An 11,843-nucleotide genomic window follows, 5' to 3' on the forward strand; every position below is an offset into this window, starting at 1 on the left:
CCCCTGCCCTCCGCTCACTTCTTGGAGCGCGTGGGCCGTTTTTCGACGGACTGCCATGCAGCACGCGCAAGCACCGGGATGGCCGCACGCAAGTCCGTCTTCGTCCGTCCCGCGAGCCAGTCGCGCACCAGTTCCTGTGCGGGCCCGCGAAGGATGGCGAGGAAGAGCTCGAAGGACATCTCCTCGAACGCGCCGTCCCGGACGTGCGCCTGCCACCAGTCCTTCATCTGCCGGAAGAAACCCTTGTTCTGCTCGCGGATGCTCGCCTCGGCCGCGACAACCGCCGCGACGCCTCGCGCGCCCATGAGGAAGCGCGTCGCATCCGGCCGCGCCAGCGACCACTCCAGGTGATGGCGAACGAGCGCCTCGACGCCCTCCCGGGCTCCCGGCTGAGTCTTGAGCACCTCGACCACCCCTGACTGGTACTCGCCCAGGACGTCCAGGTAGAGCGCCGCGGCAATCGCGTCCTTGCTCTCGAACAGGTGGTAGATGCTCCCCGTGCTGGCCCCCGAGCGCTCGCGGATGGCCGCCAGGGTCGTCCCCTCGACGCCCCGCTCCAGGAAACACTCCAGCGCCGCCTTGAGGACCTCTTCTCTCCGGTGACCCGGGTTGCGCATCCCTCCACCTTACTTTAGAACAGTGTTCTAGAACTATATTCTAGACATCTGGGAGGTCGCCGTGGAGTCACTGATGGAGCTGGGTCAGCAGGTGCTCAAGCAGCAGGCGTTCAGCACGCTGATGGGGACCCGGTTGGTGCACCTGACGAAGGGCGAGGCCGTGCTCGAGCTGCCGCTGCGTCCGGAGCTGGGTCAGCAGCACGGCTTCGTGCATGGGGGCGTGCTCAGCTACATGGCGGACAACGCGCTCACCTTCGCGGGGGGCTCGGCGATGGCGGCGCCCGTCGTCACGTCGGAGTTCAAGATCAACTACGTGCGCCCCGCTCAGGGCTCCATGCTCATCGCCAGGGCTCGCGCGCTGCACGCCGGACGCAGACAATCCGTCTGCCACTGCGACATCTTCGTCGTCACGGAGAAGGGCGAGACGCTGGTGGCCGTGGCCCAGGGCACCATCGCCGCCATGGCGCCTCGCGAGGAGACATGAACTCCGCCGCGGAGCCCGCGCTCCAGGGCTTTTCGAGAACAGACCCGAAGGCGCTTCACGAGCAGTGGCCCCGAGTGCGCCAGTTGTTCTCCAGGGCCTTCGCCAGCTCCCTGCACTTCGCCATCGCCAGCGTCGATGCGCGAGGAGCACCCCACGTCACGCCCATTGGCTCGGTCCTGCTCGGTGAGCCCGGACGCGGCATCTTCTTCGAGGTCTTCGCGCGGCGGCTCCCGTCGAACCTCGCGAAGGACTCCCGCGTGAGCATCCTCGCCGTGGACAGCGGCAAGCTGTTCTGGCTTCGCTCACTCCTCGCGGGACGCTTCGCGCGCCCACCCGCGCTGCGACTCGTGGGGCACGTACTCGGCCCACCCCGACGCGCCACACCTGAGGAGCAAGAGCGCTTCGCGCGACGCGTGCGGCGGCTCCGGTGACTCAAGGGCCACTCGCGACTCTGGAGCCAGCTCGATCATGTGCGCGACTTCGAGGTCGAACGAATCGAGTCCGTTCACCTCGGGGCCATGACGGCGGGCCTGGCTTGACCGGCCCACCCGTCACACCACCTCAAGGCCCCGTGAGCACGTCGAGCGCGCATCACGGGTCCTCGGAGGGATTCAGCTCACAGCCACTTCGACGTCTGACGACGCGCGGGCGGCTCGGCGACCTTCACGGGAGCCGGCGCCGGACCCGAAGAGCGAGCCGGAGCGCTGCCGCCACGCGACGGAGCATTGCCACCGCGCGACTGCTGTCCACCGCCACGACCCGAACCCGCGGAGCCGCCACCACCCCGCGCTGAACGGCCCCCTTCGGGGCGTCCCTGGCCTCCGCCACCACCCCGGCGACGACGCGACGAGTTGCTGGGCTGATTGCCACGGCCACCACCACCGCCCTGCCCGCCTCGCGACTGCCCACCGGAATTCGAGCTGCGCGCGACAGGCTCGTCCACCGAGGCCGAGGCCCCAGGACGCGGCGCCGCGAGGCCCGAGCGGTACGGATGCTCCTCCACCACCGGCACGCTGCGGCGGATGGTCCGCTCGATGTCGCGCAGGTACGCGCGCTCCTCGCCGTCGCAGAAGGACACCGCCGTGCCCGTCGCTCCCGCGCGGCCCGTGCGGCCGATGCGGTGCACGTACTGCTCCGGCACGTTGGGCAGGTCGTAGTTCACGACGAAGCTCAACCCGTCGATGTCGATGCCGCGCGCCGCGATGTCCGTGGCCACCAGCACCCGGAGCGCGCCGTTGCGGAAGTCGTCCAGCGCACGCTCACGCGCGTTCTGGCTCTTGTTGCCATGAATCGCGGCGGCCGTGACACCGGAGCCCTCGAGCTGCTTGGCCACCCGATTGGCGCCGTGCTTGGTGCGCGTGAAGACCAGCGCACGCTCAATCTTGCCGTCCTTCAGCAGGTGCGTGAGCAAGCCGCGCTTCTGCTCGCGCTCCACGAAGTACACCTGCTGAGCAACGGTCTCCGCCGTGCTGGAGACCGGCGTCACTTCCACCCGGATGGGGTCCGTGAGGATGTTGCGAGACAGGTCGACAATCTCCGGCGGCATCGTCGCGCTGAAGAACAGCGTCTGCCGCTTCGAGGGCAGCGCCTTGATGACCTTGCGCACGTCATGGATGAAGCCCATGTCCAGCATGCGGTCCGCCTCGTCGAGCACGAACACCTCGAGCGAGCGCAGCGACACGTAACCCTGGTCCATCAAGTCGAGCAGGCGACCAGGCGTCGCCACCAGCACATCCACGCCGCTCTTGAGCGACTGCACCTGCGCGCCCTGGCCCACTCCGCCGAAAATCACCGCGTGGCGCAGCGGCAGGTTCTTGCCGTACGTCGCGAAGCTCTCGCTCACCTGCCCCGCGAGCTCTCGCGTGGGAGTGAGCACCAGGCAACGCACGGGACGCGCGCCCCCGGTCGGCGCCTTGGCGGACAGACGCTGGAGAATCGGCAGCGCGAACGCCGCAGTCTTCCCCGTGCCCGTCTGGGCCACGCCGAGCACGTCCTTCCCAGCCAGGGCGTGTGGAATCGCCTTCACCTGGATGGGCGTAGGCGTGGTGTACCCCTCCGCCTTGACCGCGCGCAGGAGGGTGTCGTGAAGCTGCAATTCGTCGAAAGTCATGGATTCCTAGTCGAAGTGAGTCTGCTTCCTCGCCAGGCAAGGAAGCCCGCGCAGCGAGCCCAATCGAGTTCAGTATCGAGGGCACCTGGCGGTGCGCGGTCCGGCCCGGCCGGCCGACCCGCTTGAGAATGTCGGAGAACAGGGGGGTCCTCCCGCCCATTCCACGCATTCGGCCGCGGACCCTGCCCTCTCCCGGGACGGATGTCCCGTGAAATCGAGCCCTTGACAGCCGCTTTTGTGGGGTGTCGGGCGAACGAAGAGGGCCCCGAGGCGTACAGCCCCGGGGCCCTCCTCACCCTTCCGTCATGCCCGTGCTTCGGACAGTGACGCCTGGAGCACTTCTGGCAGGGGCTCATACGTCCCCAGCCGCATGCTGGCCTGGGCCCGGCCCTGCGTCCTGCCCCGCAAGCCCGTCACGTAGCCAAAGAGGCTGGCCATGGGCACCCGCGCGGACACCACGCGGGCATTGCCCCGCGTCTCCATTCCCAGCACCCGGCCCCGCCGCGAGGCCAGGTCTCCCAACACCTCGCCCACGTACTCCTCGGGCGTGGTGACCTCCACGTCCATCACGGGCTCCAGAACCTGCACGCCCACCCGCCGCACCGCCTCCTGGAGCGCCAGGGAGCCGGCCATGGAGAACGCCTGGGGCGTGGAGTCGCGCACGTGCGTGTCTCCATCCACCAGCCGGACCTCCACGTCCACGAGCGCCACGCCGTCCCGCACGCCGCGCTCCATGGCACCCGCCACACCCTTCTGGATGGCGGGCACCAGCTCCCTCGGAATGGAGCCGCCCTTCGTGTCGTCCACGAAGACGAGCCCCGCGCCACGTGCCGCCGGAGCCACGTCCAGCACCACGCGCGCATACTGTCCGGGCCCGCCCGTCTGACGGACGTGCCGGTACTCCTGACGCACGGCGCGCTTGAGCGTGTCGCGGTAGGCCACCTTGGGCTGTCCCACGCGCGCCTCCACGCCGTACTCCGTCCTCAGTCGGTCCACGACCACCTCCAGGTGAAGCTCACCCATTCCGGACAGCAGCACCTGGCCGCTCTCCGGGTCCACGCCCACGCGCAGCGACGGGTCTTCCGCCGCCAGGCGATGCAGGCCCTCTTCCAGCTTCGGCAGCTCCGCGGGCGACTTCGCCTCCACGGCGAGGTGCACCACGGGCTCCGGGAAGCCGAGCGACTCCAGCACCACGGGTGCCTCGGGGTCGCTCAGTGTGTCTCCCGTGCGCACGTTCTTCAGGCCGAGCGCCGCCGCGATGTCTCCCGCATGGACTTCCGAGACCTCCTCCCTGCGATTGGCATGCATGAACATCAGCCGACCCACGCGCTCCCGCTTGCCGGTGGCGGGATTGAGCAGGACGGTGCCTGCGCGCAGCGTGCCCGAATAGACACGCAGGAAGACGATGTTGCCCACGTTCTTGTCACTCATCATCTTGAACACCAGCGCGGCCGGAGGACTGTCGTCCGTTGGCTCGCGCGAGGCACGTTGCTCCGTGCCCGGAACGAGTCCCTCCACCGACGGAAGGTCCGAGGGCGCGGGCAGGTAGTCGACGACGGCGTCCAACAGCATCTGCACTCCCTTCTTCTTGAACGCCGAACCGGCGAGCACCGGCACCAGCGTGCGCGAGAGGGTTCCCGCGCGCAGCGCACGCACCAGGTCGTCCTCGGTGATGTCTTCCAGACGCCCGTCCACGAACTTCTCCATCACCGCGTCATCCACGTCCGCCGCCGCCTCTATGAGCCGCAGCCGCAACGTCTCCGCCCGCTGCCGGACGTCCTCCGGCACGGACAGCTCCTCGCGGTACTCACCGGCCTCTCCGTCGAAGTGGAGGGTCTTCATGCGCACCAGGTCCACGAGGCCACGGAACTCCGACTCCTCACCCAGCGGCAGCTGCACCGCCACGGCGCGAGCGCCCAGGCGCTCACGGATGGACTCCAGGCTCATGACGAAGTCCGCGCCCACCTTGTCCATCTTGTTGATGAACGCGATGCGCGGGACGCCGTAGCGGTCCGCCTGACGCCACACCGCCTCCGACTGGGGCTCCACGCCCTGGCTCGCATCGAACACGGCCACCGCGCCATCCAGCACGCGCAGGGAGCGCTCCACCTCGATGGTGAAGTCCACGTGTCCCGGCGTGTCCAGGATGTTGATGCGATGAGGCGTGCCCGCGGAGGGCCCGTGACGAGGTGACCAGAACGCGGTGGTGGCCGCGGAGGTGATGGTGATGCCGCGCTGCTTCTCCTGCGGCAGCCAGTCCATCTCCGTGGAGCCATCGTGCACTTCTCCCGTGGAGTGGATGCGACCGGTGAAGAACAGGACGCGCTCGGTGAGCGTCGTCTTGCCCGCGTCGATGTGCGCCATGACGCCGATGTTGCGGTACCGCTCGATGCGAGTGTTGCGAGACATAAAAGACTCCTGTTCCCGTCGGGCAGCGAGGCCCACGGGTGGCGATGGATGAGAGAGGAGCCGGTTGGAGACACGACGGGCGTGGAGCCGTCAGGCGCACGCACGCGCGACATGCCGGAGGGGCTCGAAAGGCCCGCTCAGGGACGCGTGAGGACACACGACGGCTCAGACGGAGCCAGGGCGGAACCGGGCTTCACGACACGCGGGAACCAGCGACCCGCGCACCGGAAGGACTCCGGCCCGCCTGCTCAAATGTCGAGCAGAACCTCGTGACGGGGGGAAAGGCACACGTCCGCCGCCGGCGCGGGGAAGCGCGCAATCAGCAGGGCAGTGAAGGAGACGGGCCTCATGATGCGTATGAGTTAAGACAGACGACTGCCATTGTCAACTCACGGCCCTCGATATCCCCTGAAGCCCCGTGCGCAACGCGCGCGCGGCCCGCGCATCGGCGTGGCGACTTCAGGGGAAGAGGCCTGGCTCAGAGCCCGGCGTCCTTGCAGAGGTCGTCCTGCAACTCGGTCAGCGCCTTGCGGGCGCGCATGGGCTGGCAGGTGTTCTCCAGGAAGTAGGCGGAGCCGCCCACCGTGGCCGCCTTGAGCTTCGCGCCCAGAGCCCCCCAGCACCGCTCGAAGGCCACCTTCTTCGCCTCCGCCGCGCGAGCGTCCGCCACGGGCAGGTCCAGCGCCGCGAGCACCGTCTCCCCGAGCGCCTCGTCCTTGCAGACGCCGGAGTCCTTCCGCTCCCCCACCGCCAGGGCGAAGAGGGGCATCGCCACGTATGCGAAGCGGCCTTGTCTCACGAGCCGGGCGGCCTTCAGCGCGGACTCCGGCCCCGTGCCCACCGCGAGCTGCTGATACGTCTCGACACAGTCGCGCCCCTCCTGCGCGAGGCAGCGCTCCAGCCCCTTCACCGCGCTCGCGTCACGCGCGGCGGTGTAGGGAGCTGCCTTGGCAAGGAAGGCATACCGCTGCCCCAGGGTCCGGGCCTTCCGCGCGGCGGCGAACGGCTCTTCGTCGGTGGGCGTCGCCGCTTCGACCTCCGCTGTCGCGGCATCCGTCACCAGATTCCGCCACGAGTCCGTGCGCGTCGCGGCGGGAACATCCTCCGCGCGCTCGAGCAACTCCGCCCAGGCCTTCTGTGAGGCCAGGGCCTGGAGGTCCGCGAGCGTCGCCGGGGGCCGGGCCGCGCCCACCGTCGACACCAGACACGTCAGCACCACCGCGCGTCGAATCATCGTCCGAGACTCCTGCCGAGGAACGCCGCCCCATCGGCCGCGCCCTCGCGGTGGGTGGTGAAGACGAGCGTGGACCCGCTGCGATCCAGCGCGAGCGCGGGACCGAAGCGACACGTCAACGCCGTGACATCCTTCAGCGCGGCACAGCGAGCCCGCGCCTGGGTGAGCAGCGGCGCACAGGCCGCCCAGACATCCACGTCCGCCATCACCTCGTCACTGAACGTCTTCCAGTCGAAGGTGAAGGTCGCCGTCGTGCCACACGCACCGCGCAGCGCCGTCAGTGCCTCGGCGGCGCGCGCGGTGTACTTCTTTTCCAGGTGGGGCCACGCCTTCTTCTCGAAGGCGGCGAGCCTCCCCGACTCACGTTGCAGGGAATGCGCGGTGAGCACCTCGGAGGCGGACGCGCGCTCAGTCGCCTCCGGGTTGAACCGCACGCGGAAGGCAGGCTTGCCCGGAAGGAAGACGTCGTAGACACCGCTTTCGCGCTCGGACGCCAGCACCCAGTCCGCGCCGCGATGACGGGCCACGTAGTCGACACCCTCTCGCGTGCCGCGCACCTTGCAGCGCACCGCGAGGCCGTCATGTTCGGAGTCGGCGCCCCGGACCTGGAGCACCGCCTCCGACGACTCGCGCGGAGCCAGCGCGACGACATCCAGCGTCTGACCATCCTTGCCCCGGTACACCTTGAGGGACAAGGCATCCAGGGACTCCGCCGCCACGGCCCCAGAGGACAGGAGCAGCGTGAGCACCATCGCCAGCTTCCGCGCCATACTCAGTTCAGCGCCTTCTCGAGCACGGCCTTGGTGTTGTCCTCGATGTTCGTGTGGTCCTTCCCCATGCGGTACGTGAGGGTGCCCTTGTCGAGCGAGATGTTCGCCTGCGTCGCCCCGTTGACGCTGGTGTCCTTCTTGTCCGCGGGCTTCACGCCGGCGAACAGGCACGACAAGCTGGTGACCTTCTTCGCGATCGACTTCTTGTACGCCGGGCGCTCACACAGGCTCGTCACCCCGTTGATCGCCGCTTCACAGTACGAGCTGAAGCTCGTGCCCGACCAGTCCTCCGGCTTGAAGTTCTGGAAGTCCGTCTTCACGGCGAGCTTCGTGCCGCACTTTTCATTGGCGGCCTTCAGCGCCTCGGCGGTCGACTCCTCGAAGGAGGCCTTGGCCTCCTCCTGCGCGGGCTTCAGGTCCTCCTCGGCGAAAGCGGACATCGACAGCAGGGTCACGACAGCGAACACGAGCTTCGAAGACATGCGGTGTCTCTCCTTGAAGTAGCGACATTCGCGAGTTTCGAAGTCTCCGGCTCCTGATGCAAGATTGGCCGAGGTCAACCCTACCTACCAGCGGGGGCGCCCCTCAGATGCTGAGGGCCCGCACGCGCGCGGCGAGGTTCTGGGTGAAGAGGCGGTAGATGCGCAGCGCGGCGGCCTCGTGCGTGTCCAGGTAGTGCTGGAAGCCGGCCCGGGTGATGCGCAGCGCTCGCACGGCCGTGCGCGCCTTCACCCGCGCGGACACGGGCGCGTCCTGGACCAGCGATATCTCTCCCAGGTACGCCCCGGGCCCCAGCGTGTTGAGCCGGCGCGCGTCGTCCTCGGTGCCGCTGAAGACATCCACCGTCCCCTCCAGCAGCACGAAGAGGCCCACGCCCGCGGCGCCCTTCTCCAGCACCACCGCGCCTGCGGGGATGAGCACCTGACGGGCCACGCGATACAGGTCCTTCATGTCGTCCAGCGACAGCTCGCCGAAGATGGGAATCGCCTTGAGATACCCGTAGCCGTTGGCCTCGGGTGAGGAGCTCTGGGATGGCAGCCGCGCGATGACGGCCTCCGCCTCCGCGTCCATGCCCATGCGGCGCAAGAGGCGCGCCTTCTCCGCGGCCAGCGCCGGGTCGCCTCGCGCGACCTCCGAGCCCCGCATCGTGTCCGCGAGCAGCGCCAGCGCCCGCCGCGTGAAGCCCTCCGCGTCCAGCAACATGCACATGCGCAGCACCGACTCCACGTGCCGCGCGTCCCCCGTCGGCACGCTGCCCAGCGCCTCGACCTCCGCGTGGGGTTGGCCCAGCTCGCGGTAGATGAGCGCGGCCTCGTACGGACGACCCAGGCGGACCAGGCACTGGGCCACCGCCTCGCGCGAGCCCAGGCCCCGATACACCTCCAGCGCCCGCTCCAGCGCGCCACCGCGCTCGAAGGCCGCGGCGGCCCGGTCCGCTTCACCCGCGCGCAGGAAGGCCTCCGCCGCGTCCACGTACTGGCCTCCCTGGACGTAGAGCGCCGCCATGCGCGCATCCTCGCCACAGCCCACCAGGAGCCGCGCGGCACCGGAGAAATCCCGAGCCCACCGCAGCACCTCCGCCAGTCGCTGGCGCACCTCTGGAGGCGTCAACGCCGCGTCACGCAGCAGGCGTTCCCGCTGCGCCGCGCCCAGCTCCTCGTAGAGCCGCGCGGCCGTCGCGGCCGACTCCAGCCCCATCAGGGATTGCAGCGCCTGGAGCGTGCCCTCCGCACCAGCTCGTTCCCCGCTCGACTCGGGCACTTCCGACTCGGACCCCGCCATTGCGCGTCCCCCTGGCCGGGAGATGAGACCCCCACGTCGACGACCCTACCCAAGGGCCTCGACGTCCCGGCAGACGTGCGCCGGCTATATCACCCCTCGCGGTGCCCCGGAGAGGCGGGTTCATGGGGTCCGCGCGCGACGACGGCGGCGCGGGCTTCAGCGGACGACGATGAGCTCCGTGTCGAAGATGAGCACCGAATACGAGGGAATGGCGCCGGGGCTGCCCTCCGCCCCGTACGCCAGCGACGAAGGGATGACGAGGCGCCGCTTGCCGCCCACGCGCATGCCCGCGATGCCCTGGTCCCAACCGTCGATGACCCGCCCCTGCCCCAGGATGAAGTCCAGCGGGGACTTGCCCTCCGACGAGTCGAACTTCTGACCGTCCGGCAGCCAGCCCGTGTAGTGCACATAGACGCGCCGGCCCGCGGTGGCCGCGTCGCCCGCGCCCGGCTCCCCGATGTCCTGGAGATAGAGGCCGCTGGGCAGCAGCGTCATCGCCGCCAGGTCCACGTTCAGGCTCTCCGCGTACGTCACCTTGGTGGGGTCGCCATTGTCCGGGTTGCCCAGCGGCGGCGTATTGGGGTCCTCGCTTCCACAGCCCACCAGGGGGAGGAGCAGGGCGCAGAGCAGCAGGGAGCGAAGCATGGGGGTCCTCGAGAAGAAGGCCGGAGTCCGGCGATGAACGAGCCCCAGCCTGCCCCGGAGCGGCGGCCCGCGAAAGCAGAAGCGTGACCGCCTGCCTGCCGACACGGGCACCACACCCGTCGCGAAATGCACGGGCGCCCCCGACAGGCTTCCGCTATGCAGGAGCGCGATGCCACGCTGGCTCAGCCTCCTCATCTTCTTCGTCCCGGTCCTCTCGCTGCTGGCGACCGCGCACGTCTACCTCTACCGCCGACTTGTCCGAGACCAGACCGCGCGACGGGGGCTGCGCCTCGGCGCCCAGGCCGTGTTCGGCTTCGGCTTCCTGGGGGCCGTTGGCTTCCGCTTCCTCGGCACGCTGTTTCCCTCCGAGTTCGTGCGCATCCTGGGAATCGGCCTGCTCGTGTGGATGGGGCTGGTGTTGTACCTGCTCCTCTTCACGCTGGCCGTGGAGCTGGTCCAGCGCGCGGTGCGGTGGCGCGTCCGCCGCGACGCGTCGCCCCCGGAGCAGCCCTCACAGCCGCCTTCTCCCGAGCGCCGGGCCATCCTCACCGGAGGCCTGGCCGTGGGCGCGGGGCTCGCGGGCGCGGGCGTGAGCACGTTCGGGGCGTGGCGCGCGTTTCACCCACCCGACGTGCGCGACATCCCAGTGCGCCTGCCCCGGCTCCCCAGGGCCCTGGATGGGTTCTCCCTGGTGCAGCTCACCGACATCCATGTCGGAGACGTCCTCCAGCGCCACTTCGTGGACGAGCTGGTGGCGCGCACCAACGCCCTGAAGCCAGACGTCATCGCCATCACCGGCGACCTGGTGGATGGGTCCGTCGAGAGCCTGGGTGCCTTTGTCGCCGGCTTCGGAAGGCTGCGTGCCCGGAATGGTGTGTTCTTCGTCACGGGCAACCATGACTACTATTCTGGCGCATCGTCATGGGTGGCTTTCCTGGAGAGGCTGGGCATCACCGTGCTGCGCAACCGCGCCGTGTCCATCGGCGACACGGGTGCGTCCTTCACGCTGGCGGGCGTGGACGACTGGAGCGCGGCCCGGATGGGCGAGCCCGGGTACGACCTGGATGCCGCCCTGCGCGGAGTGAGCCCGGACCAGGCCTCTGTCCTCCTGGCGCACCAGCCGTCCAACTTCGACGAGGTCGCCCGGCGCGGCGTGGGACTCCAGCTCTCCGGCCACACCCATGGCGGGCAGATGTTCCCCGGCAACCTCGTGGGCGACGCCATCTGGGGCAGCCGCAACGCGGGCCTCAGCCGCACCGGCGACTCCCAGCTCTACGTCAGCCGGGGCTGCGGCTTCGTCGGGCCCCCGATGCGCGTGGGAGCACCGCCGGAGATTGCTCGGCTGGTGCTGCTGCCCGGGTGAACACTCCCGGCGCGGCGCCCAACATCGTCCGTGATTCCGCCGGGTTGAGAGTGAAGGACCGCGCGAACTCCGCGCTGGAAACACATTTCAGGGCGGGCCGTCCATGAGCCGGGTGATGGGGAGTCCCTCGGACGAAGAGCTCATGGAACGGTTCTGCGACGGAGCACCAGACGCCTTCGAGGCCCTCTTCGCTCGGCATTCCGGCCGGGTGCAGGGCTTTCTGACGCGGATGGTTCGCGACGGCCCGCTCGCCGAGGACCTCTTGCAGACCACGTTCCTGTCCGTCATCCGAGCCCGGGGCCGCTACGAGCCCGGAACCCGCTTCATCCCCTGGCTGATGACCATCGCCGCCAACGCCGCGCGAGACACCCTGCGTCATCGCCAACATGTGGAGTCCTACTCCTCGGGCGAGGGCACAGCGGGCCCCAC

Annotated in this window: 12 protein-coding genes; 4 read left to right on the plus strand and 8 right to left on the minus strand. The window is 69.5% G+C overall.

From position 1 onward, the window contains the following. Positions 1 to 14: 14 nt before the first annotated feature. Positions 15 to 617 (minus strand): TetR/AcrR family transcriptional regulator, encoded by a 603-nt coding sequence (locus tag HR086_RS19715; protein WP_174466373.1) that lies wholly within the window; start codon positions 615 to 617, stop codon positions 15 to 17. A 61-nt stretch (positions 618 to 678) separates the two neighbouring features. Here HR086_RS19715 and HR086_RS19720 point away from each other — a divergent pair, with 61 nt between their 5' ends. Beyond that, on the plus strand, positions 679 to 1,101 hold the full coding sequence (locus tag HR086_RS19720) for a PaaI family thioesterase (RefSeq protein WP_371745628.1): 423 nt from the start codon (positions 679 to 681) through the stop codon (positions 1,099 to 1,101). Next, a complete protein-coding gene (locus HR086_RS19725) occupies positions 1,098 to 1,532 on the plus strand; it encodes a pyridoxamine 5'-phosphate oxidase family protein (protein WP_217441871.1) in 435 nt (144 codons plus the stop codon). Before HR086_RS19720 ends, HR086_RS19725 begins: the two co-directional genes overlap by 4 nt. A gap of 185 nt (positions 1,533 to 1,717) precedes the next feature. Here HR086_RS19725 and HR086_RS19730 read toward each other — a convergent pair whose 3' ends face one another. From HR086_RS19730 to HR086_RS19760, 7 genes are all read right to left on the minus strand, one after another. After that, complete coding sequence (locus tag HR086_RS19730) at positions 1,718 to 3,211, minus strand: DEAD/DEAH box helicase (RefSeq protein WP_174466374.1); 1,494 nt, start codon at positions 3,209 to 3,211, stop codon at positions 1,718 to 1,720. 303 nt (positions 3,212 to 3,514) lie between these two features. Then, on the minus strand, positions 3,515 to 5,620 hold the full coding sequence (gene fusA, locus HR086_RS19735) for an elongation factor G (RefSeq protein WP_174466375.1): 2,106 nt from the start codon (positions 5,618 to 5,620) through the stop codon (positions 3,515 to 3,517). 478 nt (positions 5,621 to 6,098) lie between these two features. Then, entirely contained in the window at positions 6,099 to 6,854 is a 756-nt protein-coding gene (locus HR086_RS19740; RefSeq protein WP_217441872.1) for a hypothetical protein, read from the minus strand. Continuing rightward, positions 6,851 to 7,624: a hypothetical protein gene (locus tag HR086_RS19745; protein WP_254626385.1), complete on the minus strand. Its 774-nt coding sequence runs from the start codon at positions 7,622 to 7,624 to the stop codon at positions 6,851 to 6,853. The genes HR086_RS19740 and HR086_RS19745 overlap by 4 nt, the downstream gene beginning before the upstream one ends. A gap of 2 nt (positions 7,625 to 7,626) precedes the next feature. Continuing rightward, positions 7,627 to 8,106 (minus strand): hypothetical protein, encoded by a 480-nt coding sequence (locus HR086_RS19750; RefSeq protein ID WP_174464227.1) that lies wholly within the window; start codon positions 8,104 to 8,106, stop codon positions 7,627 to 7,629. A 103-nt stretch (positions 8,107 to 8,209) separates the two neighbouring features. Then, positions 8,210 to 9,406 carry a cyclic nucleotide-binding domain-containing protein gene (locus HR086_RS19755; protein ID WP_174466376.1) on the minus strand — a complete coding sequence of 399 codons (1,197 nt, stop codon included), beginning with the start codon at positions 9,404 to 9,406 and terminating at the stop codon, positions 8,210 to 8,212. Positions 9,407 to 9,562: 156 nt separating this feature from the next. Further along, a complete protein-coding gene (locus tag HR086_RS19760) occupies positions 9,563 to 10,051 on the minus strand; it encodes an FKBP-type peptidyl-prolyl cis-trans isomerase (RefSeq protein ID WP_174466377.1) in 489 nt (162 codons plus the stop codon). A 169-nt stretch (positions 10,052 to 10,220) separates the two neighbouring features. On the opposite strand from HR086_RS19760, the gene HR086_RS19765 reads away from it, so the two are divergent. After that, positions 10,221 to 11,414 carry a metallophosphoesterase gene (locus HR086_RS19765; protein ID WP_174466378.1) on the plus strand — a complete coding sequence of 398 codons (1,194 nt, stop codon included), beginning with the start codon at positions 10,221 to 10,223 and terminating at the stop codon, positions 11,412 to 11,414. 115 nt (positions 11,415 to 11,529) lie between these two features. Beyond that, a partial coding sequence (locus tag HR086_RS19770) for an RNA polymerase sigma factor (protein ID WP_174466382.1) occupies positions 11,530 to 11,843 on the plus strand: 314 nt, incomplete at its 3' end.

The sequence above is a fragment of the Myxococcus sp. CA039A genome (genome assembly GCF_013336645.1).
Classification (GTDB): domain Bacteria; phylum Myxococcota; class Myxococcia; order Myxococcales; family Myxococcaceae; genus Myxococcus; species Myxococcus llanfairpwllgwyngyllgogerychwyrndrobwllllantysiliogogogochensis.